At 37.0% G+C, this 24,274-nt stretch carries 24 protein-coding genes; 13 read left to right on the forward strand and 11 right to left on the reverse strand.

The genetic code is table 11. The features are described from left to right. Nucleotides 1-62: 62 nt before the first annotated feature. Nucleotides 63-662 (reverse strand): DNA-3-methyladenine glycosylase, encoded by a 600-nt coding sequence (locus tag F0365_RS15710; RefSeq protein ID WP_169934572.1) that lies wholly within the window; start codon nucleotides 660-662, stop codon nucleotides 63-65. Nucleotides 663-757: 95 nt separating this feature from the next. Between F0365_RS15710 and F0365_RS15715 the strand changes: the two genes are divergently transcribed. Both F0365_RS15715 and F0365_RS15720 read left to right on the forward strand, forming a co-directional pair. Then, complete coding sequence (locus F0365_RS15715) at nucleotides 758-1,897, forward strand: DEAD/DEAH box helicase (protein ID WP_169934573.1); 1,140 nt, start codon at nucleotides 758-760, stop codon at nucleotides 1,895-1,897. 280 nt (nucleotides 1,898-2,177) lie between these two features. Then, nucleotides 2,178-2,483, forward strand: a complete 306-nt coding sequence (locus F0365_RS15720; protein WP_169934574.1) for a hypothetical protein — start codon at nucleotides 2,178-2,180, stop codon at nucleotides 2,481-2,483. 407 nt (nucleotides 2,484-2,890) lie between these two features. On the opposite strand, the gene msrB (F0365_RS15725) is transcribed toward F0365_RS15720, so the two are convergent. Continuing rightward, nucleotides 2,891-3,268, reverse strand: a complete 378-nt coding sequence (gene msrB / locus F0365_RS15725; protein ID WP_169934575.1) for a peptide-methionine (R)-S-oxide reductase MsrB — start codon at nucleotides 3,266-3,268, stop codon at nucleotides 2,891-2,893. Between the two features lie 137 nt (nucleotides 3,269-3,405). Then, complete coding sequence (gene msrB / locus F0365_RS15730) at nucleotides 3,406-3,939, reverse strand: peptide-methionine (R)-S-oxide reductase MsrB (RefSeq protein WP_410505461.1); 534 nt, start codon at nucleotides 3,937-3,939, stop codon at nucleotides 3,406-3,408. A 264-nt stretch (nucleotides 3,940-4,203) separates the two neighbouring features. On the opposite strand from msrB (F0365_RS15730), the gene purE reads away from it, so the two are divergent. The 5 genes from purE (at nucleotide 4,204) to F0365_RS15755 (ending at nucleotide 8,033) form a co-directional block, all read left to right on the forward strand. After that, nucleotides 4,204-4,698, forward strand: a complete 495-nt coding sequence (gene purE / locus F0365_RS15735) for a 5-(carboxyamino)imidazole ribonucleotide mutase (RefSeq protein ID WP_169934576.1) — start codon at nucleotides 4,204-4,206, stop codon at nucleotides 4,696-4,698. Further along, entirely contained in the window at nucleotides 4,691-4,930 is a 240-nt protein-coding gene (locus tag F0365_RS15740; RefSeq protein WP_169934577.1) for a hypothetical protein, read from the forward strand. The genes purE and F0365_RS15740 overlap by 8 nt, the downstream gene beginning before the upstream one ends. An 82-nt stretch (nucleotides 4,931-5,012) precedes the next feature. Further along, the gene (locus F0365_RS15745) at nucleotides 5,013-7,076 is read left to right on the forward strand and encodes a M3 family metallopeptidase (RefSeq protein ID WP_169934578.1); all 2,064 of its coding nucleotides are present in this window, start codon (nucleotides 5,013-5,015) and stop codon (nucleotides 7,074-7,076) included. Between the two features lie 143 nt (nucleotides 7,077-7,219). Further along, complete coding sequence (locus F0365_RS15750) at nucleotides 7,220-7,783, forward strand: sigma-70 family RNA polymerase sigma factor (RefSeq protein WP_169934579.1); 564 nt, start codon at nucleotides 7,220-7,222, stop codon at nucleotides 7,781-7,783. A gap of 4 nt (nucleotides 7,784-7,787) precedes the next feature. Next, a complete protein-coding gene (locus F0365_RS15755; protein WP_169934580.1) occupies nucleotides 7,788-8,033 on the forward strand; it encodes a hypothetical protein in 246 nt (81 codons plus the stop codon). A 116-nt stretch (nucleotides 8,034-8,149) separates the two neighbouring features. Here the strand turns inward: F0365_RS15755 and F0365_RS15760 are convergent, their stop codons facing one another. Next, nucleotides 8,150-9,004: a hypothetical protein gene (locus F0365_RS15760; protein WP_169934581.1), complete on the reverse strand. Its 855-nt coding sequence runs from the start codon at nucleotides 9,002-9,004 to the stop codon at nucleotides 8,150-8,152. A 159-nt stretch (nucleotides 9,005-9,163) separates the two neighbouring features. On the opposite strand from F0365_RS15760, the gene gcvP reads away from it, so the two are divergent. From gcvP to F0365_RS15775, 3 genes are all read left to right on the forward strand, one after another. Continuing rightward, nucleotides 9,164-12,007: an aminomethyl-transferring glycine dehydrogenase gene (gene gcvP, locus F0365_RS15765; protein WP_169934886.1), complete on the forward strand. Its 2,844-nt coding sequence runs from the start codon at nucleotides 9,164-9,166 to the stop codon at nucleotides 12,005-12,007. 188 nt (nucleotides 12,008-12,195) lie between these two features. After that, the gene (locus F0365_RS16710; RefSeq protein ID WP_262889018.1) at nucleotides 12,196-12,318 is read left to right on the forward strand and encodes a hypothetical protein; all 123 of its coding nucleotides are present in this window, start codon (nucleotides 12,196-12,198) and stop codon (nucleotides 12,316-12,318) included. 756 nt (nucleotides 12,319-13,074) lie between these two features. Further along, nucleotides 13,075-14,133 (forward strand): 3-oxoacyl-ACP synthase III family protein, encoded by a 1,059-nt coding sequence (locus F0365_RS15775; protein ID WP_169934582.1) that lies wholly within the window; start codon nucleotides 13,075-13,077, stop codon nucleotides 14,131-14,133. 347 nt (nucleotides 14,134-14,480) lie between these two features. Here the strand turns inward: F0365_RS15775 and F0365_RS15780 are convergent, their stop codons facing one another. Continuing rightward, a complete protein-coding gene (locus tag F0365_RS15780; protein WP_169934583.1) occupies nucleotides 14,481-15,206 on the reverse strand; it encodes a peptidylprolyl isomerase in 726 nt (241 codons plus the stop codon). Here F0365_RS15780 and F0365_RS15785 point away from each other — a divergent pair. Next, on the forward strand, nucleotides 15,197-15,844 hold the full coding sequence (locus F0365_RS15785; protein WP_240961736.1) for an NUDIX hydrolase: 648 nt from the start codon (nucleotides 15,197-15,199) through the stop codon (nucleotides 15,842-15,844). The genes F0365_RS15780 and F0365_RS15785 overlap by 10 nt on opposite strands. A gap of 61 nt (nucleotides 15,845-15,905) precedes the next feature. Further along, nucleotides 15,906-16,709: a lysophospholipid acyltransferase family protein gene (locus tag F0365_RS15790; RefSeq protein WP_169934584.1), complete on the forward strand. Its 804-nt coding sequence runs from the start codon at nucleotides 15,906-15,908 to the stop codon at nucleotides 16,707-16,709. 75 nt (nucleotides 16,710-16,784) lie between these two features. Here F0365_RS15790 and F0365_RS15795 read toward each other — a convergent pair whose 3' ends face one another. The 4 genes from F0365_RS15795 to F0365_RS15810 form a co-directional block, all read right to left on the reverse strand. Beyond that, nucleotides 16,785-18,422, reverse strand: a complete 1,638-nt coding sequence (locus F0365_RS15795; protein WP_169934585.1) for an ABC-F family ATP-binding cassette domain-containing protein — start codon at nucleotides 18,420-18,422, stop codon at nucleotides 16,785-16,787. 257 nt (nucleotides 18,423-18,679) lie between these two features. Next, nucleotides 18,680-19,849 carry a THUMP-like domain-containing protein gene (locus tag F0365_RS15800; RefSeq protein WP_169934586.1) on the reverse strand — a complete coding sequence of 390 codons (1,170 nt, stop codon included), beginning with the start codon at nucleotides 19,847-19,849 and terminating at the stop codon, nucleotides 18,680-18,682. Continuing rightward, nucleotides 19,850-20,950: an AI-2E family transporter gene (locus tag F0365_RS15805; protein ID WP_169934587.1), complete on the reverse strand. Its 1,101-nt coding sequence runs from the start codon at nucleotides 20,948-20,950 to the stop codon at nucleotides 19,850-19,852. A 3-nt stretch (nucleotides 20,951-20,953) separates the two neighbouring features. Beyond that, nucleotides 20,954-21,595, reverse strand: coding sequence for a DUF4159 domain-containing protein (locus F0365_RS15810; RefSeq protein WP_169934588.1), 642 nt, complete (start codon nucleotides 21,593-21,595; stop codon nucleotides 20,954-20,956). 128 nt (nucleotides 21,596-21,723) lie between these two features. On the opposite strand from F0365_RS15810, the gene F0365_RS15815 reads away from it, so the two are divergent. Beyond that, on the forward strand, nucleotides 21,724-22,488 hold the full coding sequence (locus F0365_RS15815) for a DUF1223 domain-containing protein (RefSeq protein WP_169934589.1): 765 nt from the start codon (nucleotides 21,724-21,726) through the stop codon (nucleotides 22,486-22,488). On the opposite strand, the gene F0365_RS15820 is transcribed toward F0365_RS15815, so the two are convergent. Further along, entirely contained in the window at nucleotides 22,475-23,182 is a 708-nt protein-coding gene (locus F0365_RS15820; RefSeq protein ID WP_169934590.1) for a 16S rRNA (uracil(1498)-N(3))-methyltransferase, read from the reverse strand. The genes F0365_RS15815 and F0365_RS15820 overlap by 14 nt on opposite strands. Next, nucleotides 23,182-24,198, reverse strand: a complete 1,017-nt coding sequence (gene tsaD, locus F0365_RS15825; protein ID WP_169934591.1) for a tRNA (adenosine(37)-N6)-threonylcarbamoyltransferase complex transferase subunit TsaD — start codon at nucleotides 24,196-24,198, stop codon at nucleotides 23,182-23,184. The genes F0365_RS15820 and tsaD overlap by 1 nt, the downstream gene beginning before the upstream one ends. Nucleotides 24,199-24,274 lie beyond the last annotated feature (76 nt).

Below are 24,274 nucleotides of genomic sequence, written 5' to 3' on the forward strand. Positions count from 1 at the left end.
AATAATTGTTTCGCTTTCGCGCGATGCACTAAGCTGGTCGAAATGAAAGCAGAACTTACCAACTATTTTTTACTGATATATTTAGAACTGTTGAGATAAAACCGCCAAGGAAGATCTTTATCTTCTTCTGCATAATCAATTCCTATTCTTTTACTGGTTGTAATCTCGCTTTCGTGAAAGCGGAACTCATCACCACCTTCTATCCAAACATCATTGCCCATGAGATCTGCACCATAATGAGAACGATCTAACCCAAAGGCTTTGGTGAAATTGCCCGGACCAGAAGTAAGTGTTTTATCGAGTTGCTCTTTAGAACGTCGCTTTAACATCACTTCTATCCCCGCTATAGGTTCTACCGCTCGTATAAGAATAGCATCTGCTTGACCTCTGGAATTGGTAATGATATTGAATAAATGGTGGATCCCATAACAGAGATAGACATAGGCAACCCCACCTTCTTTATACATGATTTTTGTGCGCTCTGTGAATCTGCCCAGATGCGCATGACAAGCCTTATCGTCATGTCCTCGGTAGGCCTCTGTTTCTGTAATGATTCCAGAAGTCAGCTCACCATCAATTACAGAAATGATCTTTTTGCCTATCAAGTCTCTGGCAATGGCGACTACATCGTCTTGTAAATAATAGGATTGCGGTAGTTTCAACTCGTTTTTTTGTTAAATATAAAACTTGATCAGCGTACCTACTTAAGAATTAATACCATCTTAATACTTTACCTTTGTAATTCGAAAAAAACCTTATGTCATTTGAAAAATTAGGACTTGATCCTGCACTCTTAAAGTCCCTTGCCGATCAACAATTACTGGAGCCTACTCCTATACAGGAACAGGCTATCCCTGTTATTTTGGAAGGAAAAGACGTGTTAGGAATTGCCAAAACTGGTTCTGGAAAAACAGCCAGTTATGCGCTTCCTTTACTTCAAAACCTAAAGGGAATTGAATCTAAAAATAGACATATCAGTGCGCTGATTATGGTCCCTACTCGCGAGCTTGCCGTGCAAGTAAGCGACGTGGTTAAAACTTTTTCTAAAGCATTAGATAAGCCGTTGATCACCATGCCTGTTTATGGTGGTGTAAGTATCAATCCGCAAATGATGAAGATGAATACAGTTGATGTACTTGTCGCGACTCCAGGTAGATTGATCGAACTGATAGAGGCAAATGCAGTAGTTCTAAAAGACTGTAAGATTTTGGTGCTGGATGAAGCCGACAAAATGCTCTCCATGGGGTTCAAGGAAGAGATGGATGCCGTTCTCTATCATTTACCGAGAAAGAAGCAAAACCTATTATTCTCGGCAACTTTAAGTCGCGAAGTTAAAAATATTGAAGAAGGGCTATTAAAAGACCCTGTAGTTATAGAAATTGAAGAGGAAAAACAAGACTACTCGCTTATAAAGCAATTGGGCTACCGTGTTACTGAAGAGAAAAAAGGAGTGCTTCTAAGGCATTTGATTGAAGAACACCAAATGCAGCAAGTATTGATTTTCTGCTCTTCTACCTATCAAGTGGAACATGTAAATGACAAGCTCAATAACAATGGTATCAAATCAAAAGCCATTCACGGTAAAAAAGCACAAGGAGTTAGAAACACCAACCTAGCCGACTTCAAAAACAGTGCAGAAACAGGAGTGCGATGTCTCGTTACTACCGATTTGCTTTCTCGTGGTATAGACATTGAATTCCTTCCTTATGTGATCAATTATGAATTGCCTCGATCGCCTAAAGACTACATTCACCGTATAGGTAGAACTGGTCGTGCAGAAAACCCTGGTACAGCCATTTCTTTGGTTACAAAAGAAGAAGCCAACCACATGCGTGTCATTCAGAAAAAGACCAATTTAAAAGTCTGGATGGAAGATTTACCAGAGTGGAATTCGTAAGGAGTTTATGGAAATGATGAAATTAAAAATCACCATATATCTTTTATTTTTATTCGTTTTGACAGTAAACGGTCAGGAGACTATTAAAAAAATTGAGATCACTGATTTCTATTTGGAAAGCATGAGTCTAGAAAACTTATCAAAAGATCATTTTTCTAATTGTTCAAGTAATATAAAATTAAGATCAACTAAAAATATTATTGATAATGATTCCATTTATTCTTTGAAAATCCCAAGAACTTGGGATATCCAAGAAAATATATGATACGAGGCAAATGGGATGGTACTATCAGGTGATCCTGAAGCTATCGACAATTATAATACAATAGGTATTGTTGAGATTAAAAATGATTCTTTAACCTTAGAAACCTTTTTCACTAAAGATATTCTCAACGCATTAACTAATCAAAATGAAATTAAAATAGCTGATTTTGGAAAGGCTAAAATTGCCGGAATGCATTCTTATTGGTTGTCATTTAATTCTAAAACAGATAATTTAAAGCAACAGTCTTATTTATATTATTTGAAAAATAATAAGAAAAATAATAATTTCTACCTGTTAAATACAACTGTTAAAGGTAACTAAGATAACAGTGATATGCATCAATGTAACTTAAGAAAGGTTTTAGAAACATTTAAATTCCTAGAGAATTAATACTCCTTAATTTTCTTAAAACTCTAAAATAGTTTTATTCGTGTACGAATTAAATAAGGGTTTTACGGTATTGGAAATTAGACCAATTGTTTTTTTTTAAAAGGGTAGAATTAATTCTACCCCTAGGAGAATAACCGATTTGTTTTCCAACACTCGAGAGTTCAGTTGTCAAATCATCCTAACTACTTCCATTAGAAGAGCATAGCTATAACATGAACCTGCCCACTACCTACTATTTCACGATAGCCCCAAGAGAAACTAAAAACCTATTACTACCTACTTCCATTATAAGAGCACAACGAGTAAATCAACTTGCCTACTGCAAACTGTTACTGAGACTAAACCTCTTTCTTAAAATCAAGACTCAAACTATTCACACAATGCCTGATTCCAGTAGCAGTAGGTCCATCGTTAAAAACATGCCCTAGATGGCTACCGCAATTGGAACACATGATTTCTGTGCGCATCATACCGTGAGTAGCATCTCTTTTACGCTCGATTGCTCCTTCTACTTCATCATCAAAGGAAGGCCAGCCACAACCAGAATCAAATTTTTGATCTGATTTAAAAAGTTCATTCCCGCATGCTGCACAACTGTAAACTCCTTTATCATAATGGGTATTGTACTCTCCTGTAAAAGGTCGTTCGGTTCCTTTTTCTCTAAGAATCTGATATTGTTCTGGAGTCAGTTTTTCTTTATATTCTTTTTCTGTCATTGGATTGTATTTGAATTCATATGATTGAATTTCATTCCGCTTTCGCGTCTTCCCTTCCGGCAGGCAGGAAAGCGGAACAAAAATAAAGCTCCTTAACTAAGTCAGGAGCTTTTTATAAATCTTACTTTAAACAGCACCTATTTTCTCAATGCTGGCAACTCTTCTCCTTTAGGAACAAAGTCCATAGCGACACCATTTATACAATGGCGCTTTCCTGTCGTCTTTTTAGGTCCATCATTAAATTCATGACCTAAATGACTACCACAAGTATTACATTTCAACTCTGTGCGTTCATAACCTATCTTATAATCTACATCGCGTTCTACTTGTCCTTCAATAGCTCTGTCATAACTAGGCCATCCTGTACCCGAGTCAAATTTGTTCTCATTTTCATAAAGAGGAGCAAAACAAGCTCCACAAATTAGAATTCCTGGAGCGTACTGTTTATTCAGCGGGCTCGTATTAGGTCTTTCTGTACCTGCTTCTCTCAATACATTATATGCAGAAGGTTCCAAGAGTCCTTTCCACTGGGCATCTGTTTTGCTAATTTGATATTTTTTTTCTTGCTGTACTTCTTCATTGGAAGAGTTTAAAGCAGTTTCCTTAGGAGTGTTTCCACAAGAAACTGCTAGAAGAGCTATTATGGCGATTACAATATGTTTGATCATCATCTTTTTATTTAAAGTAAAAATACGCAGTAAAACAATCGCAGATGTTGCAATAATGTTAAGTATTGTGTCAATGATATCATAAAATAATAGTTAAAGAAATCAAATGAACAGCGATCGAGGAATAACATATATGCAAATGAGAAAAGGAAATCGAAATAGGCCGTTCATAAATTTAAAAATGCAGCCTTGACTAAACAATTAGCAATTAACAAATTCAAAAGCAAAGCCTTGAATTTATCATCGGCAATTTTGTAGTTTTACCCGATGAATAAAAAAGTAGCTATTATTATGGGTTCTGCAAGCGATCTTCCCGTGATGCAAGAAGCCATAGATGTTTTAAAAGAACTAGATATAGAAATTCAAGTAGATGTTGTTAGTGCTCACCGCACGCCAGAAAAGATGTTTGAATTTGGTAAAACAGCTCATGAAAATGGCATTGCTGTAATTATAGCAGGGGCTGGTGGAGCAGCGCATTTACCTGGAATGGTAGCGAGCTTATCGCCACTACCCGTAATAGGTGTGCCAGTAAAGTCGAGTAACTCCATAGATGGCTGGGATAGTATTCTTTCTATTTTACAAATGCCAAGTGGCGTTCCTGTAGCAACTGTTGCTCTAAATGGAGCAAAAAATGCTGGAATCCTTGCCGCACAAATTATAGGTGCTACACAAGAAGATGTGAGGTCTAGAATCATTTCTTATAAACTAAGTCTTAAGGATAAAGTCATTCAAGCTGCTGCAGAAATGCAAAAGAATGTCTAAAACCTACCAGTTTGCCTCTGTTATTACCATAGGAGTAACCTTATTTTGGTTTTGCTACGCTATGATGCAACGACATCCACAAAAATGGCAATTTCTAACCGCTGGTGGTATTCATTTTTTAATGTCTATCATCATCAACAGGCAGTTTACACAAAAGAATCGCAACTACTTAGGTATCATTCACGGCATCTTTATGGTCTGTTTTTTTGGTTCCGGCTATTTCTTCCTTTAAATAATTTGTTTAACCTTATTGATCAAAAGTTTAACAAAATTGTGATAAACAATTGATCATTGAACTTTACTTTTACATATATATGAGCATTGAGAATAATCCATTATTACAAGATTTTAAAACCTTTCAGGATACCACACCTTTTTCTTTGATAAAGGAAGCTCATTACGAGCCCGCTTTCGCGAAAGCGATACAACTTGCAAAAAAGGAAATAGATGCGATTACTAAAAATACTTCAAAGCCTACCTTTGAGAATACAATAGAGGCTTTAGACAGCTCTGCAGAATTATTAGGACGCATTTCTAGCATCTTTTTTAACCTCAACAGCGCAGAAACCAACGACGAAATTCAAAAAATTGCTCGTGAGGTAAGTCCGCAATTATCTGAATTTGGTAATGATGTAACTCTTAATGAAGCGCTTTTTAAAAGAGTAAAAGCTGTTTATGAAAATAAAGATTCCTTAGATCTAACAGAGGAACAAAAAACATTATTGGACCAACAATACAAACGTTTTTCACGCAATGGGGCCAATCTTTCTGAAGATAAGAAGAAACGTTTAAGAGAAATTGACAACGAATTATCTCAATTGTCCTTAGCTTTTGGTGAGAATGTTCTTGCAGCAACTAATGCTTACGAATTCCACCTAGAAGATGATTCTAGGCTATCAGGATTACCTGATAGCGCTAAAGAAGCTGCTGCCGAAGCGGCAAAAGAAAAAGATAAAGACGGTTATCTTTTTACGTTAGACTATCCGAGCTACATTCCTTTTATGACTTATGTGGACGACAGGAAATTGCGGGAAGAGCTTTCCAGTGCTTTTGGAGCAAAAGCCTATAAGGACCCATATGATAATCAAGAAAATGTTTTAAAAATCGCGCAATTTCGTTTCGAAAGAGCTCATTTATTAGGTTACAACACTCATGCACATTTTGTCCTTGAAGAACGAATGGCAAAAACACCCGAAATAGTCAATAGCTTTTCTCAAGAGATTCTTGAAAAAGCAACACCTGCTGCACAAAGAGAATTTGAGGAGTTGACTGCTTTTGCTATCTCGATTTCTAACCAATCAGAGACGTCAGCATCCATTACCAGATTAGAGAAATGGGATGCTGCTTATTATTCTGAAAAGTTAAAGCAACGTCTTTTTGACTTGGACGATGAGCTATTAAAACCTTATTTCAAGTTAGAGAATGTGATCAATGGTGTTTTTGAAATCGCCAGTCGTTTGTACGGGCTGAGTTTTGAGGAAACAAACGAAATAGAAAAATACCATCCAGATGTTTTTACCTATGTAGTGAAAAATGAAGACAATACGTTGAACTCTATATTTTATGCCGACTTTTTCCCTCGTAAAGGAAAACGCAATGGTGCTTGGATGACTTCCTTTAAAAACCAGTGGTATGATGAGGATGGTCACAATATAAGACCACATGTTTCTAACGTATGTAATTTCACAAAACCTACAGCTACTAAGCCATCCCTACTTACATTTAACGAGGTAACCACTCTTTTTCATGAGTTTGGCCATGCGCTTCACGGTATGCTAGCAGACACTAAGTACAGAAGTCTGTCTGGAACATCAGTGTTTTGGGATTTTGTGGAACTACCTAGTCAAGTTTTAGAAAACTGGTGTTATGAAAAAGAAGCACTAGAAATTTTTGCGAGACATTACGAGACAGACGAAGTGATACCATCAACATATATTGACAAAATTAAAGCTGCGGCAAACTTTCAAGAAGGTTTACAAACTTTAAGACAACTTTCTTTTGGGATGATGGATATGAGTTGGCACGGAATCGATCCGACAGGAATTACCGATGTAAAAGCTCATGAACGAAAAATATTTGATCAAACAGATTTATACCCAGACGCAGCAACCAGCTGTATGAGTACTGCTTTTGCACACATTTTTCAAGGGGGCTACAGTGCGGGATACTACAGTTATAAATGGGCAGAGGTGCTGGATGCAGATGCCTTTGAAGTATTTAAAGAAAAAGGAATTTTTGATAGAACAACAGCAAAGAAATTTAGAGATAACGTACTCTCTAGAGGGGGAACAGAAGATCCTATGTTGTTGTACACTCGTTTTCGAGGAAGCAAACCTAAGATAGATGCTTTATTAAAAAGAGCTGGATTAGTGGCGTGATGAAATTTATAGGTTACGAATCACAAAATAAACGAATTCAGTCGGTGCTTAAAAAGAATATTCATACCGAGCAACGAGATTGAAAGATTGATAAAAGTTAAAATAGATTCCGTAAAGAGTGCGGATAAAAAATAGAAAACGAATTGCCAGAAGTTAAATTAATACCAGAAAAATGGGTGGACCGTTACGGCGATTACCTTTTTAATTTTACCATAAGTAGAGTCAATGACCCTATTATGGCCCAAGACCTCGTGTCTGAAACTTTTCTTGCTGGTTTAAAAAGTGCGCACCGATTTAAAGGGAATTCTACAGAGCGCACTTGGTTAATTTCTATTCTCAAACGTAAAATAATCGATTATTATCGCAAGATTAATTCCAACAAAGGAAAGGCTGAAGTACGCATGAGTTATTTGTCCAGTAGTGATCAAGAAGGTGACTGGATGGAAGAACAGGCAGCAGACTTACGCAATCCTAACGTGGAAGATATGATTGAACAGCGAGAGCTAGGTGATGCTCTTGAAGAATGTATTGCTTGTTTACCAGAGCGATATGCCACTATCTTTGTCCAAAAAACCATTGATAATTTGGAAACCGAAACAATATGTAAGGAACATAATATCACGGCGTCCAATCTTTGGGTAATCATTCACAGGGCTCGAGTACAGCTTATGGAATGTCTCAATAATAAATGGCACAAGAATAGTTAATCTAATGAGTAGATTTTTCATCAATTGCGATCAAGCAAGTATATTAAGTACAAGAGAACAATACGGCGACCTTAATCCTAAGGAAGCTTTCCGTCACAAACTACACAGAGGACACTGTATAGGCTGTCGCTCTTTTCATAAAAATAATCAACGTTTCCAACGCAAACTTAAAGGCCTCAAATGGATAGCTTTAACTATTGCTCAAAAACAATCTATTAAGAAATGTCTTACTGAGGCCATGTCAAAGTAGTTTTGATCCCCGTATCCTTGACCAATTATTCCGCTTGCATTTCTACTTTAGAATACATCTAGTCAAATAACTTTTGATAGAATTCTTTCTAATACTGCTATGCAATAAAATTGGATTTAATTTAATACAAGCAACATTCCTAGCCAAAAGACTGGAATTGCCTCAACAAAGAAACTGGTGTAATAATCAGATTTAAATACATCAGAAAACCAAATAAACACAGCAATAAGTGGCACTAACAGATAAGTGCTTATAGCTATGATATTTGTTGTAAAACCAAACTGTATGATCTCTATTACTAAGTAAATCACACATAGGACAACTCCTAATAATTTGGTGCGATGAATCCCTATCATTTGAGGAAGTGTTTTAAGCTGAGGAGAATCATATTGCAGATCCCTAATTTCAAAAGGAATACAAAGAGCAATAATCAATACGAACAGTTGTATTATATCTATAGCGTACAGCCACTTGACAGAATCTGTAATAGGAAAAGCCAGGGAATCATACGAATACTCAAAATTTACATACACCGATTTCAAAGGAAGAAAACAAATGATGATGATCCATGAAAGCGCTACCAGTACCAACTTGATAATAGGGATTTGCCTTAAGTTGTGATGCCTTATCAATGGAAATGCATAAAAAACAGAAAAAGCACTGGCTAGAGAAACCATCACAACAGTCCATAAACTATCTTTAATAATTAAATAAGCTGCGATACCACTAGCGATAGCTGTACTAGTTATGATAGTTGTTTTAAAACGGAAATCTTTTCGTTCCAAAAGCAGCGCTGCATATTTTATGATGTTATAGCCTATAACTACTCCACAAAATATAAGAAGTAGCATAGCGCCATCCAACTTCGAAAAGTTCCAAAAATGGAAAACTAGAAATAACGCCACAAAGCAAAAAGCCACATGAAAACTACTCCTGATATAAAATTCTAAAATACTTTTCAATAACCTCATTATCCAAATTTACAGCACATAGTTAATAACCCCCTAATAAAGGTTGAAAAAATCATTTATTTAAAGACTAACCCTTGTTAGTTTAGATATCTTAAACGACTACTTTTGCAGAGAATTCAGCAAGAATTCAATATCTTAAATATAGACCACATAAGTACTATGAATACAGATCGTTTTGCCCTTAGACATATCGGACCTCGCAAGGCAGACCTTGCCTCCATGCTTGAAACAATAGGTATTGAATCTATTGAACAACTAATTTATGAAACTGTCCCAGCAAACATACGCCTTCAACAAGATTTACAATTAGATCCAGCGATGAGTGAGTATGAATTCCTGAGTCACATCAATAAATTAGGTAATAAAAACAAACAATTTAGATCTTATATAGGTCTTGGGTATCACGCACCTATTACACCGGCTGTTATCCAAAGAAATATATTAGAAAACCCAGGTTGGTATACTGCTTACACTCCTTATCAGGCAGAGATTGCTCAAGGACGTCTAGAAGCTTTATTGAATTACCAGACCATGATATCAGACCTTACTGGTATGGAGTTATCTAATGCATCACTACTAGATGAATCTACGGCCGCTGCTGAGGCGATGACCTTACTTTTCTCTGTTCGTGAACGCGCTCAGAAGAAGGAAAATGTCGTGAAGTTTTTTGTAGATCAAGATACTTTACCGCAAACTAAAGAGCTTTTGAAAACTCGCGCGATTCCGCTAGGCATTGAATTGGTAGAAGGAAACCCTCAGGAAATCGATGTTAATGATGGTTATTATGCCATTTTATTACAATATCCTGGTGCGAGTGGGAATGTGGTGGATTATACCGCTTTCGCAAAAACTTGCAAAGAAAACCATATCCGTATAGCAGTAGCAGCAGATATACTTTCACTTGTATTGCTAGAAGCTCCAGGACATTGGGGAGCAGATGTGGTAGTAGGAACAACACAGCGTTTTGGTATTCCATTAGGTTATGGGGGACCACACGCAGCCTACTTTGCAACACGTGAAGAATTTAAAAGACAAATTCCAGGACGTATCATAGGAGTAACTAAAGATACCGATGGAAAACGCGCCTTGCGCATGGCGTTACAAACGCGTGAGCAACACATTAAAAGGGACAAAGCGACTTCAAATATTTGTACCGCACAAGTACTACTTGCTGTAATGGCTGGTATGTATGGAGTATATCACGGCCCACGTGGCTTGAAGTTTATCGCAAATAAATTACACACCCAAACAGCTACTCTTGCTGACGCTGTTGAGAAATTAGGTGTTTACCAGACTAATGAGAATTTCTTTGACACATTGAGTTTCAAAGTAGATGCCGCAGCAGTTCAAAAAGAAGCGCTGAAATTAGAAATCAATTTCTATTATCCAGATGCTGACACGGTTCAGGTTTCTTTAAATGAAACTACTTCTTTGGCAGACTTGAATGATATTGTTTCCGCTTTCGCGAAAGCGGTCAACAAAGACTTCTCTCCTATCACAGAATTATTAGAGAAAACACATTTAGGAACAGGTCGTCAAACCGAATTCATGACCTATGAGGTATTCAACTCTTATCATTCTGAAACAGAGTTGATGCGTTACATCAAAAAATTAGAGCGCAAAGATTTAGCATTGAATCACTCAATGATTGCACTAGGTTCTTGTACGATGAAATTGAACGCTGCAGCAGAAATGTTGCCACTTTCTAATCCGCAATGGGGAAATATCCACCCATTTGTACCCCTAGATCAAGCCGAAGGTTATCAGCAAATGTTGAAAAAACTGGAATTGCAATTGAATGAAGCAACCGGTTTTGCTGGAACTTCACTGCAGCCTAATTCTGGTGCACAAGGAGAGTTTGCAGGTTTAATGACCATACGTGCATATCATATATCACGTGGTGACGAACATAGAAACATCTGTTTGATTCCGTCAAGTGCTCATGGAACAAATCCAGCGAGTGCTGTAATGGCAGGAATGAAAGTAGTCGTGACCAAAGCGCTAGAAAACGGAAACATCGATGTGGATGATTTACGTGAAAAAGCAGAAAAATATAAAGACAACTTAAGTGCGTTGATGGTAACTTATCCATCTACTCATGGAGTTTATGAAAGTGCCATTCAAGAAATTACGGGACTTATCCATGAAAATGGTGGTCAAGTATACATGGATGGGGCTAATATGAATGCACAGGTAGGATTAACAAATCCTGGAAACATCGGTGCAGACGTATGTCACTTAAATTTACACAAAACTTTTGCCATCCCTCATGGTGGTGGTGGACCTGGTGTAGGACCTATATGTGTGGCGCCACAACTGGTTCCATTCTTACCTACTAACCCTATTATCCCTACTGGTGGTGCTCAAGCGATCACTCCTATTAGTGCCGCGCCTTTCGGTAGTGCACTGGCTTGTTTGATTTCTTATGGTTACATCTGTATGCTAGGTGCTGACGGTTTAAAACGTTCTACCGAGTATGCGATTGTAAATGCCAACTATATCAAGGAACGTCTAGAAGGTAGTTATGCTTGTTTATATGTAGGAGAAAAAGGCCGTGCTGCTCATGAAATGATCATTGACTGTCGCCCGTTTAAAGACCACGGTATTGAAGTAGTAGACATTGCAAAACGTTTGATGGATTATGGCTTCCACTCTCCTACCGTATCTTTCCCCGTAGCGGGAACGATGATGATTGAGCCTACAGAGTCTGAATCTAAAGAAGAAATGGATCGTTTCTGTGACGCAATGATTTCTATAAGAAAAGAGATTGGAGAAACTTCTATAGAGGAACCCAACAACCTTCTTAAGAACAGTCCACATACCTTACAAATGATCACTGCAGACGAGTGGGATTTCCCATACACAAGAAGTCAAGCGGCATATCCTCTAGAATATGTCTCTGACAATAAATTCTGGCCTACTGTACGTCGCGCAGACGATGCTTATGGAGACCGTAATTTGATGTGTACTTGCGCTCCAATGGAAGAGTATATAGAAAATTAAATCTGATAAGTAGTCTTTGAGAGCCAAAGACTATTCATGAGATGATCGAATTTAAAAACCGAATCAGCTGCTAGTTGATTCGGTTTTTTTTGATCTTCATTTAGAATGAATTAGAATTAAGGTTTACCTCAACGGTCTTTAGTTAAAAGGAACTAACTTAAGTGGTTCCTTTATATACCTGACCAATTATGAAATATTTCTTACTTCTCGCTACCGCGTTATTTTCTGTTACAACTTCAACTTCAAAGACTTGTGAAGAAATCATTGAGTTGGTACAACAAGAAGATTATGGCGCGACTTATACCAGCTAAGACAGTTCTTTTATTTCAAAGGTTAGTTTTCATTAGGTTTCAGTAGATGACTCCATTCACTATTATGCAATTGTATGCATCAATTCACCATACACGTATGGATGTAAAGAATATATTTATCGAGTGGCTTCAAATACCAAAACAAACTATTTTTATAATTACTCCAACAGCGCTGGAAAGGCCTTCTTGAAATATATCGAGCCCTATAGCGATAATATGAAATGTTCTCCAGAATTTGAGTGAAAGAATCAACAATTGCTGATCTATTGCTTTATCCCTTATACTGTAACAAAAAAACTCTCATACCTACCTATAAAATAACTTAGCCAATACCGTTTTATAATTATCGACAAAGAAACGCTAAAAAATTTGGCTGAAATTGGAGCTCATAAAGGAGTTGAGAACAAAGCAAAACAATTGTTGAGTAGCAGTCGTTTTTAAGATTTTAGAAGATGACTTTAAAAATTCTAGCAGGAATATAAAAGAGTGCTTTTTAAAGCTTTAATCGGATCAAAAAAGTTCAAAGAATGGACACCAGCAGGGTATAAAAAGCTTGTTAATTTCTATAATTTTTATAACGAAAATTCTCAAATACCCTATTTACTATTCATTGCATTATATAATTCTCAATAAAATCGCATAATATTTTAATGATTCTCAATAAAATAAAAAATCCTTCAAATTCAATGGTTATTTATTAGGAACAAACCTTATAAATCACTTTTTTTGTTAGTTGTAAGATCGAAAACTGGCTGCATGAGAGCAAAAATTACTGGAGTAGGAAGTCACATTCCTGATGTTGTGAGAAAAAACGAAGAGTTCATGAATCATGAATTCTTGAATAATGATGGTAGCTCCTTTGGTAGCGATAATGCCACCATCATACAAAAGTTTGTAGCTATCACAGGTATTGAAGAGCGCAGGTATATGAATGACGCACTAGTAACTAGCGATATGGCTACTTTTGCTGCACAAAAAGCAATAGCAGATGCTCATTGTGATCCAGAAACTATTGATTTTATAATCGTTGCACATAATTATGGTGACGTAAAACCAGATGGCGGTTCCAGTGATATGGTTCCTAGTCTTGCCAGTCGCGTAAAGAACAAACTAGGTATAAAAAACCCTAAGTGTGTTGCTTATGACCTCTTATTTGGTTGTCCTGGATGGATTCTAGGTGTTACTCAAGCAGATTCTTTTATCAAATCTGGACTGGCTAAAAAAGTACTGGTCATAGGTGCTGAAGCTTTATCCCGCGTGGTAGATCCGCATGATAGAGATTCTATGATCTATTCTGATGGTGCCGGAGCAGCTATTTTAGAGCCTAGTCATAATGAACATGGTATTCTAGGACAAGCAACAGCCACGTATACAGAAGAAGAAACTTATTTTATCTTCAATGAAACTTCTTACAATAAAGTCGTAGAAAACAAAACCAAATACATCAAAATGTACGGGCGTCGTATTTACAACTTTGCGCTTTCTAAAGTCCCTGAAGGAATGAAAGAAGCAATGGATCAAGCTGGTGTAAATATCAAAGATCTTAAAAAGATTTTTATTCATCAGGCTAATGAAAAAATGGATGAAGCTATCGTAAATCGTTTCTATAAACTCTACGATATGGAAGTGCCTAAGGATATTATGCCTATGGTCATTCACAAATTAGGAAACAGCTCTGTGGCAACAGTTCCTACGGTAATGGATCTCGTAATACGTGGACAAATGCCGCAACACAAAGTAGAAAAAGGGGATGTGGTTATGTTTGCAAGTGTAGGTGCGGGAATGAATATCAATGCCATAGTGTATAGGTACTAGGTACGAGGTGAAAATAATTTTTTGAAGTATAAGCCCCAATAAAATCTTTGATTTTATTGGGGCTTATTTGTATAACATCATTACATTTTTTTACAGAATCAGTGGCTTTTAACTCGAAAGACTTTTGCACATAGATTTTTCACCTTTGGGGAAATAACCGCTAGGACAATGAGGCTGCGGTGCTAGCACTATCTAGATGCTTTTGTTCTATTTGCGTTCTCCAGTCACTGGGACAGGCTCTGCGCAAAGCCTCAAGGTGGAGAAACAACAGCTTCAAGTTTGATTTTAATTTCAAATATTTGCGAGATCCCCGATGATTTGCTTGAGTAAATTTCTGTGCGTCCATACTACTCTATGACTTCCATATCTATAAAAATATCTTCTTTAGGCCAGTCACTTTCATCCCTCGGCACTCGCGCGATCTGATCTGCGATTTCCATTCCTTTTGTAACCCTGCCGAATATGGTATGCTCCTTATCCAGATGTGGAGAGGAATTTAAAGTGATAAAAAAATCAAACGGATCATGCCAATTTTGAGGATTATCAATCCATTGTTTGGCACTGCTTAAAGAACCTCTTTCATGTTTCACACCTGGTAAGAAATGTGGTGGCAGTTTATAGTTACCAGCGCTCGCTCTTTTTAAAGAAGGTAAGATTTCATCACTATTACCAGCTTGTATCACAAAGTCTTCTACTACTCGATGTATATAAGTTCCATTAAAATACCCGTTTTTAATAAGGTAAATAAAACTAGCCCTGTAAATAGGAGTCTCTGTAAGTAGTTCCATTTCTATGACTCCATAAGTAGTTATTAAACCTACTCTGGTCTCGGGGTTTTCTTTACCATACCTCGTAAAAAACACCTTTACACTATCTTGTGGTATGTAAGCAAGCAAGGTATCACCGCTGGTAGAAAGCTGCCGTTTGTATGTTTTTTCTAAAATGCGCTGCTCTTTTGTTAATCGTTTTACCGTATCCTGCACTTCTTCTTTTATGATTTTTTGAACTTGTGGAGTATCTTTACAAGAGGTACCACACAACACCAGTATTAAAACGAGGAAAATTGACTTCATTTGATGATTTTTTGAATCAGCTGTCAAAGCTAAAGAAATTACCACTTCCGGGCGTAGAATCTCAGCTTAAAATGGCTGCGGTAAAACGTCTGGATGAGATGCAGCGCATTGCTTTAGAGAATCGCGCTCCTAAAGAGGCCTCTGTGATGATGCTGATTTACCCTAAAAATGATATTCCGCATTTTGTGCTCATTGAGCGCACAGAATCTACTGGCAAACACAGCGGTCAGATTGCTTTTCCTGGTGGTAGAAAGGAGAAGACTGATCACGACAATAGCGTGACGGCTTTACGTGAGACGGAGGAAGAAATTGGAATAAACAGGAACGATCAACACTTGATCATGCCGTTGACTTCTATCTACATTCCGCCTAGCAACTATATGGTTTATCCTTATCTCGCTTTCGCGAAAGCGGAATTAAAATTCACCCCTCAAATAAGCGAAGTAAAATCTGTGATCGAAATAAAACTTTCAGAATTGCTGGACCACAGTAACGAAAAACGCACCACATTATCAACTAGTTATATGAAAGAAGTGAGTGTTCCCTGTTTTTACTTTGGAGAGGTTATGGTATGGGGAGCCACTGCAATGATGTTACAAGAAATAAAAGATGCTTTTATCGCAGCGGAGTTTGAGTAGGCACTGTGTTAATTTAAAAAGCTATACTTATATTTGTTGTTCCTCTAAAATCAAAAATTACATGGGATTATTTAAAGAAAATCCTTTTGGCCATATATTATTTTTAAAAAAATGGCTTATACGTATTGCTGGAGTATTATCTCACCGTCGTTATCGAGGTTTTAACGAGATGGAAATTGAAGGCAGTGACATTATCAGAAACCTACCTGAAACAGGTGTTTTGTTTGTTTCTAATCATCAAACCTATTTTGCTGATGTAGTCAGCATGTTTCATGTGTTCAATGCTTCATTAAAAGGGCGGGACGACAGTATTAAAAACGTAGGTTACCTATGGAATCCTAAACTTAATATCTATTACGTCGCTGCCAAGGAAACCATGCAAAGTGGCTTATTACCTAAAATATTTGCCTATGCTGGTGCCATTACCGTAGAAAGAACCTGGAGAGCAAGAGGAGAAGAGGTAAATCGCGCCGTAAACCCAGACGATACTAAAAATATAGGTATTGCATTAGAGGATGGCTGGGTCATCACCTTCCCACAGGGAACTACGAAGCCTTTTAAGCCCATTAGAAAAGGTACTGCCCATATTATCAAACAATACAAACCTATTGTTGTACCTATCGTAATTGACGGTTTCCGCCGGAGTTTTGACAAAAAAGGATTGCGCATCAAAAAACGCAATATTCTTCAATCTATGGTCATTAAAGAACCTCTTGAAATCGATTATGAAAACGACTCTGTAGAGAAGATTGTGGAGCAGTTGGAATATTCCATCGAACAGCACCAGTCGTTCTTAAAAGTGATTCCGCTGGATGAAATCGAAGCACAGGAAGAGTTGAACAAAATGCGTAAGTGGGAGTATTAGAACTTTAATAATGATCTGGTCGCTTTAACGCTATACTTATACCTATAGCTAGAAGATTATACTTTGTATGCTGTTCTACTGCATCAAATTAATGTCTGCTATACTCTTGATTCTATTGCGCTCTAAAAAGGCATCTATAGTTTCAAAATGCTCTATCACTCGTTGCTGTTTAAATTCAAACACCTTTTCAGAAAGCCCTTGAAGAAAATCACGGTCGTGAGAAACTAAAATCAATGTCCCATCATAGGTAGATAGTGCTTCTTTGAGCACATCTTTAGACTTGAGGTCCAAGTGGTTTGTAGGTTCATCAAGAAGGAGCAAGTTTACCGGCTCTAGAAGTAACTTTACCATGGCAAGTCTTGTCTTTTCACCTCCAGAAAGTACACTAACTTTCTTTTCCAGATCATCACCGCTGAACATAAAACGACCTAAAATATTCTTCATTTGAGTGCGTATATCTCCTTGTGCGACTTCATCAACGGTTTGAAAAATAGTGAGATCTTTATCTAGTAGTGCAGCTTGGTTCTGTGCAAAATACCCCACCTTAATATTATGCCCCAACTGGCAGGTTCCACCGACTTCGATTTCTCCTAAAATCGCTTTTATCATGGTAGATTTGCCTTCTCCATTACGGCCTACAAAAGATACTTTCTCCCCTCGAGCAATGGACATATTTGCCTCCTTAAAAACCACATGATCTTCATAAGACTTGGATACATCTTTTACGGTCACTGGATAATCTCCAGATCGCGGCGATGGTGGAAAACGAAGCTTTAGAGCGCTGGTATCTACCTCATCAATTTCGATAATTTGTAATTTCTCCAGCATCCTTTCACGAGAAGTTACTTGATTAGTCTTAGAATAAGTTCCTTTAAAACGATCTATAAAAATCTTATTATCAGCAATGAATTTTTGCTGTTCTTGATAAGCCTTTATCTGATGGGCTCTGCGATCTTCCCGCAATACAAGGTAATGAGAATAGGTAGCTTTATAATCAAAAATACGTCCCATAGTAACTTCTATAGTACGATTTGTAATCGTATCAATAAATGCTCTATCATGAGAGATAACCATTACTGCATTAGCTTTGTGGACTAAGAAATCTTCTAGCCATAGCACAGATTCAATGTCGATATGATTGGTAGGCTCATCAAGTAAAATCAAATCTGGCTTTTGAAGTAGTATTTTAGCCAGCTCCATACGCATGCGCCATCCACCGCTAAAATCGGCAGTCTGTCTGGTAAAATCTTCTTGCTTAAAGCCTAATCCTTTCAAAGCTTTTTCAACTTCAGCATCATAATTAACCTCTTCTAGAGCATAGAATTTGTCTCCTAATTCGGTTACCTTTTCTATAATCGCCATGTAGGCATCACTTTCATAATCTGTCCTAACGGTAAGCTCGGTATTGAGACGCTCCATCTCTTCCTTCATCGCAATGACTTGTTTAAAGGCTTTGGCAGCTTCTTCAAAAACAGTGCAATCGTCTTCCGTTAGTAAATGCTGTGGTAAGTAAGCGATCACGATGTCTTTAGGGGCACGCACATGTCCACGAGTCGCTGTTTGTTCCCCTGCGATGATCTTCATCATCGTAGATTTTCCTGCCCCGTTTTTTCCCATCAACGCTATTTTATCGGTAGGGTTGATAACGAAAGAAACATCGCTAAATAAGGTAGTACCACTAAATTCTACGGCAAGGTTATCTACTGTGATCATGATCTGATTTTAAAAGCTGCAAAAGTAAGAACAAAAGAAGCGAGAATAATTAGAGCTACCCAAAAGAAACGAGAAATGAAAAGCCAGAAACAAGAAATGAGAAATGAAAGTCAAGAAAGTAAATTCCATTCAGAAGTCTTTTAATTTTTGAAACGTGTGGGATGTGGGGTATGGAAAAGAACCACTCCTACGACTGCCTATTTTTTATTCCAGAGGGCGCTTTTTGAATTTTTAATCACCTATTTCACTACAAAGACTCAGACTTTAACTACCTCAATAACAATAGCTCCCAGTTCCTGCGAACTTGTAAAGAATAAATAATTTGTTTCGTGTTCTGAAAATTGGTATTTCTTACGCAGCTGCGCTACTGTTTCTTTGTTGTTGCGGGTGACAATTGCTCGAGCACTTTTAGCATAAAGCCTTTTTAATATTTTAGATTTATTTAGAGAAACCTTTTTAATTTCAAAAACGCGACCAGGGAAATCAATTAACTTTTCTGAGGTAAACAAGTGGGCATCTTGATCTAGTTTTTGCACTGCATATTGCTGCATTAGGGATGCAAACTGCTGGGATTTCATAACTGCTGCGTTAGGCTCATACAGGTACTTTTGAGGCTTGGAATAGGTAGCACTAAGCGATGCACCTAGTATGCTTTTAAAAATAGGTTGCTCTGTCAAGAGATTGATGCAGGTTAAACTGACATGACTTACCTCTTCATTAGTTAAAACCCAAAGCAATTCTTTGACTTCATTTTTTACCGCGACGATATGCAAGGAACTTACTTTTTCTAATTGTTTGATACCTGCCGTAATATCCAACATGGGAGAGGTTTTGATCATTAGCCTTTTCCCACTATGGAGTAATAACTCTAAATTTTTAATCACGTTAGGCTCGTAGTCCTGGAGCAAGATTGCCTTTGTGTGCGTGGCTGTTTTTCTACTGGGATCCAAGTAAATTAAGTCATAAAACTCTTGATTTCCTTTTAAGTATTGAATTCCGTCACTTTGAAATGACTTTGTTAGAATCCCTTGTACTTGAAAGGAATGTTGCGCGTATTCCTGCACAGATTTAGAGAGCTCTATATGGGTTGTTGAGGGACACGCTTTCGCGAAAGCGGAAACGTCAATACCAAATCCACCCGTAAGATCAATCATGCTGTCGATCTGATAGAGCTGCGATTTATAGACTGCCGTGATTTCAGAACTGGTTTGCTCTAAATTCACTTTAGGCGGATACATGATGTGATGATTCTCAAAAAGAGAAGGGAATTTATGACGCGCCTTTTGTAATCCTACTAATTGCTGTGTAAGCTCCTGATTGGAGAGCTTATCAAAAGGATGCTTCCTGAGCATAAAAGCAGCTGCATTCTCCGGCAAATGAGCTCTTAGATAAGTGTCCACTTCTGTTCTTATGACAGCCTGATTCATCTATAAATTTTGAGTCAGTTTCTTAACAATCTTGTACTCGCTTAAAAACTCCTTAGAGATCACTTTAATGGCTGTGTACGTAGGCACAGCAAGGACTAACCCAATAATACCAAATAAAATTCCAGCAATAAGAATGATGATAAAAATCTCTAGCGGATGTGATTTTACACTTTTTCCAAATATCAACGGCTGATTTAAAAAATTATCAATCGCCTGCACAAATCCGTAGCCTATGACTATAATAATTAATTTAGGTAAGATAATATCAGAAAAATTAGATCCTAGGTTATCACTAATCACAAAAGCAGACATCAATACGTATCCTATCGCTGGACCCAAATAAGGCACTAGGTTAAGCAATGCACAGAAAAAGGCAATAATTATGGCATTCTCCACTCCTACAATAAATAAAATGATGCTGTACAGAACAAATAAGATAAAGACCTGAAAAACCAGTCCGATAAAATATCTGGAAAGCAGTTGCTTTATTTTGGTAAATGCTCTTAAAAACTGACCTTCATTTCCTTTTTTAGAAAAGACTAAAACTCCTTCTAATAAAAGACGACTGTCCTTAAGAAGGAAAAATGTGATAAATAATATAGAGAATAAACCTATCATAAAACTACCTAAAGTACCAAAGAACCCATTTACAAACTGCGGTATAAGGTCTATATTCAGGTTTTCATAGTAATCCATTTGTTGAAGCCGTTCTAGAATATTAACTCTTTGAATACCGAAATAATCACTGATTTGTTCGTTGAGAATTTCTACATTTATTTGTAACTCTTCAAGATCTATTTGACTTAAATTTTCACTTTGCTCTGTAATCACAGGAATAATCAATAGTATAGCTCCTATAATGAGCATAAAAAGTATCAATAGAGTCACTATTACGGCTATCGTATTATGAAGTTTCAACCTATCGCGTAATAAAAGTACGATAGGCCTTCCTATGAGTGAAAGTACAGCAGCAACACCTATATAAGCTAGCACCGACTGTATTTCCCACAGGAACCATAAAAGGATTAAGATTCCAAAAATAATCCCTAAGGCTCTTAGAATACCAAAAGCTATTGATTTTGAATGTACTGCTTTGCTCATAGCTTAATTGATAAAAACGTATTTGATAATATTTGCTCCCATATCTAGAGCTTTTTTGCGTACCTCGGGCGGATCGTTATGTACTTCTGGACTTTCCCATCCATCACCTAAATCACTTTCGTAAGTAAATAACAAAACCAACCTTCCCTCATGAAACAGACCTTTGGCTTGTGGTCGTTGCCCTTCATGCTCATGTATTTTAGGCAAGCCCTTTGGGAATTTTGCATAAATATTAAAAATAGGATGTGAGGTCGGTAATTCCACTAGTTCTTTTTGAGGGAATAATTTAATGAGCTCTTTATTCAGATATGGTTCCATTCCATAATTATCGTCTATGTGAAGAAAACCTCCACTTAAAAGATAATTCCTAAGGTTTTGAACATCTGCTTCATTAAAAACAACATTACCATGTCCTGTCATATGAATGAATGGGTACTGAAAGATATCTATACTACTGGATTCAACGGTTGCTACCTCTGTATCTAATTGGGTGCCAATAGTATCATTACAATAGGTTATTAAATTAGGAACCGCTGTAGGATTAGCGTACCAGTCGCCACCACCGCTGTATTTTAATACCGCTAGTTGTTGTGCATAAATATTATTTAGGAGCAACAAGCAGATAAAAAGAAATGCTTTTTTCATAGGCTAGCAAATTACAAACTTATCTGACATTAATAATTAATGTTGATTATTAATGTTTAAATAAAACATAATTTAATATGATCATAAGGTTAAGTTTTTATATTTGACTGCAACACATCCCCTTTGTTATGTATATAGCCCCTTCCTATAAAGTAGTTATTCCCATATTGAGCTTATTCGGAGCTTTAAGTATACTGGCATTTCAACATATTGAAAACAGTTCAGAGCCTATTCCAGTAGCTCCACAAAATAATCCTGTCGTTTTAGAGCTTTTTACTTCTCAAAGTTGTCCTACTTGTGAAAATGCTGACATTATTGTCAATACCATTAAAGATTATGAAAACGTGATCGTTTTGTCATATCATATAGATTACTGGAATCAATTAGGATGGATAGATACATTTTCAGATGCAAACCATACCAATTACCAGCGCAAATATGAAAGAAGATTTGATCGCAATTCGTATGCGCCTCAGATGGTGGTGAATGGTAAATCAGAATTTGATGGAACTAATATTAGGTTGCTTAACGGTTCTTTGAAAAAGCAAAGTACTACAGAGAAACTACTTACCCCTAAAATTTATAGAGAAGAGAATAAATCCGTTAGCGTGTATTACGATTTTTTTACAGAAAAAAAATATGATAAAGCTTATGCACTACTTATCATGGATTCTTGTGATGTAGCTATTGATAACGGTCCCAACATAGGTAAAATGATGACCAATACTAATATTGTTATAAACCGAGTACCTCTTCAACTGGACAACTCTAAGGGCAATTATACTTTTAAATTACCTCCCAATCTAAAAGAAACTGATCAATTTAAAGTGGCTATTATTCTACAGGATAACAACTTGAATATGGTTGGAGCCGCTGTATCTAAGATGCAGTAAGACTATTAAAAATAGCAGACGTGTAAACGCCAGCAGTCTCCGTGCGCAACCTTTTGGTTCCTAAAGATGTAGGGATAAAGCCGTTTTTTAAAGCCATTTCTATTTCCATTAATGATAAGTCTCCCTCTGGACCTATAATCATGGTAAGATCTTGATGTTTATGCAGGAGTTGAGAAAGCATTTTCTTATCCGTTTCTTCACAATGCGCGATACATTTCACTCCTTTTACGTCAGCTTTTAAGAAATCTGTAAAAGAAGTAAGCTCTTCTAAAACTGGAAGGTAAAATTGATTGCTTTGCTTCATAGCACTGATTAAAATCTTCTGAAATCGAGCTGTATTTATTTTTTTACGCTCGCTATGTTCACATAATAAAGGAGTTATTTTTGCAATACCTATTTCTGTGGCTTTTTCTAAAAACCACTCCATACGATCGTTCATCTTAGTGGGTGCAATAGCGATATGTAACTGTGAAACTGGTAGTGGATACGCTTTCGCTAAAGCGATATCTATATTGCATTTATTACTAGTAACAAGACTTATAGTCCCATCATATAAATTTCCTAATCCATCAGTGATATCTACATGATCACCTGCTTTTTTACGCAACACCTTAGTCATGTGCCTGGCTTGTTCCTTATCAAGCTCAAGGCTGTTAGCTTCTGGAGATATATTTGAATAATAAAATAATTGCATTAGAGCTTTATTCTAGGTGAAGCGGTAGTTTCCATTCCTGCGGTATAACCTTGCATAAATTTATAATATCCAGAGATTCCTATCATAGCAGCATTATCTGTGGTATACTCAAAAGGGGGGATAAAGGTATTCCAGCCCTTTTTATCATAAGACAGTAACTTTGCTCTTATTCCAGAATTAGCACTCACACCACCACCTATAGCAACTGTTTTTATTCCAGTTTGCAGGACTGCTTTTTCGACTTTTTGAAACAATATTTTTATCAACGTAAACTGGATACTGGCACAAATATCACAGAGGTTTTCTTTGATAAAATCAGGATTCTTCTTTTCCTCCCGTTGTATGAAATACAATACAGCAGTTTTAAACCCACTGAAGCTGTAATTTAAATCTGGCGCTTTAGGAACAGGAAATGGAAACTTCTTAGGATCTCCCTCTTTTGCTAGTTTATCTATTTGTGGGCCTGCAGGATACCCCAAGCCCAGCATCTTACCACTTTTATCAAAAGCCTCACCTATCGCGTCGTCTTGTGTAGCTCCTATCACTTCCATTTTATGATAGTCGGTCACTTTTACAATTTGAGTATGTCCACCACTTATAGTCACCGCGAGAAAAGGAAATGTAGGTTTTTCTTGACCGTTATCTATAAAATGTGCTAAAATATGACCCTGCATGTGATGTACATCGATAAGAGGTATGTCTAATGCGAGTGCTAAAGACTTTGCAAAACTCGTTCCCACCAGAAGACTACCCATAAGTCCAGGACCTCTTGTAAAAGCGATAGCGCTTAAATCTTCTTTTGTAATGCCAGCCATTTTTAATGCTTGATCTACTACTGGAACTATATGAGATTGATGAGCTCTAGAAGCAAGCTCAGGTACTACACCTCCATACTGACGGTGTATTTCTTGACCAGCAACCACGTTAGATAATACTTGATCATTTTTAAGAATAGCGCAGGCAGTATCATCGCAGGAGGATTCAATTGCAAGAATGTAAGAATTTTGTGTATCCATGAAGGCTTTAAGGCATAAAAATTGTAATCTTTGCAAAAGTAAAGGATATATCATTAAGAAACTTCTTAAAATACTG

It is taken from the genome of Nonlabens sp. Ci31 (assembly GCF_012974865.1).
Taxonomy (GTDB): domain Bacteria; phylum Bacteroidota; class Bacteroidia; order Flavobacteriales; family Flavobacteriaceae; genus Nonlabens.

What these genes read in the sequence shown, in the direction of transcription:
- F0365_RS15715 (WP_169934573.1), top strand. Translation starts at nt 758, where the DNA reads ATGTCATTTGAAAAATTAGGACTTGATCCTGCACTCTTAAAGTCCCTT.
- F0365_RS15720 (WP_169934574.1), top strand. Translation starts at nt 2,178, where the DNA reads ATGGTACTATCAGGTGATCCTGAAGCTATCGACAATTATAATACAATA.
- msrB (WP_169934575.1), bottom strand. Translation starts at nt 3,268, where the DNA reads ATGACAGAAAAAGAATATAAAGAAAAACTGACTCCAGAACAATATCAG.
- msrB (WP_410505461.1), bottom strand. Translation starts at nt 3,939, where the DNA reads ATGATGATCAAACATATTGTAATCGCCATAATAGCTCTTCTAGCAGTT.
- purE (WP_169934576.1), top strand. Translation starts at nt 4,204, where the DNA reads ATGAATAAAAAAGTAGCTATTATTATGGGTTCTGCAAGCGATCTTCCC.
- F0365_RS15740 (WP_169934577.1), top strand. Translation starts at nt 4,691, where the DNA reads ATGTCTAAAACCTACCAGTTTGCCTCTGTTATTACCATAGGAGTAACC.
- F0365_RS15745 (WP_169934578.1), top strand. Translation starts at nt 5,013, where the DNA reads ATGAGCATTGAGAATAATCCATTATTACAAGATTTTAAAACCTTTCAG.
- F0365_RS15755 (WP_169934580.1), top strand. Translation starts at nt 7,788, where the DNA reads ATGAGTAGATTTTTCATCAATTGCGATCAAGCAAGTATATTAAGTACA.
- F0365_RS15760 (WP_169934581.1), bottom strand. Translation starts at nt 9,004, where the DNA reads ATGAGGTTATTGAAAAGTATTTTAGAATTTTATATCAGGAGTAGTTTT.
- gcvP (WP_169934886.1), top strand. Translation starts at nt 9,164, where the DNA reads ATGAATACAGATCGTTTTGCCCTTAGACATATCGGACCTCGCAAGGCA.
- F0365_RS16710 (WP_262889018.1), top strand. Translation starts at nt 12,196, where the DNA reads ATGAAATATTTCTTACTTCTCGCTACCGCGTTATTTTCTGTTACAACT.
- F0365_RS15775 (WP_169934582.1), top strand. Translation starts at nt 13,075, where the DNA reads ATGAGAGCAAAAATTACTGGAGTAGGAAGTCACATTCCTGATGTTGTG.
- F0365_RS15780 (WP_169934583.1), bottom strand. Translation starts at nt 15,206, where the DNA reads ATGAAGTCAATTTTCCTCGTTTTAATACTGGTGTTGTGTGGTACCTCT.
- F0365_RS15790 (WP_169934584.1), top strand. Translation starts at nt 15,906, where the DNA reads ATGGGATTATTTAAAGAAAATCCTTTTGGCCATATATTATTTTTAAAA.
- F0365_RS15795 (WP_169934585.1), bottom strand. Translation starts at nt 18,422, where the DNA reads ATGATCACAGTAGATAACCTTGCCGTAGAATTTAGTGGTACTACCTTA.
- F0365_RS15800 (WP_169934586.1), bottom strand. Translation starts at nt 19,849, where the DNA reads ATGAATCAGGCTGTCATAAGAACAGAAGTGGACACTTATCTAAGAGCT.
- F0365_RS15805 (WP_169934587.1), bottom strand. Translation starts at nt 20,950, where the DNA reads ATGAGCAAAGCAGTACATTCAAAATCAATAGCTTTTGGTATTCTAAGA.
- F0365_RS15810 (WP_169934588.1), bottom strand. Translation starts at nt 21,595, where the DNA reads ATGAAAAAAGCATTTCTTTTTATCTGCTTGTTGCTCCTAAATAATATT.
- F0365_RS15815 (WP_169934589.1), top strand. Translation starts at nt 21,724, where the DNA reads ATGTATATAGCCCCTTCCTATAAAGTAGTTATTCCCATATTGAGCTTA.
- F0365_RS15820 (WP_169934590.1), bottom strand. Translation starts at nt 23,182, where the DNA reads ATGCAATTATTTTATTATTCAAATATATCTCCAGAAGCTAACAGCCTT.
- tsaD (WP_169934591.1), bottom strand. Translation starts at nt 24,198, where the DNA reads ATGGATACACAAAATTCTTACATTCTTGCAATTGAATCCTCCTGCGAT.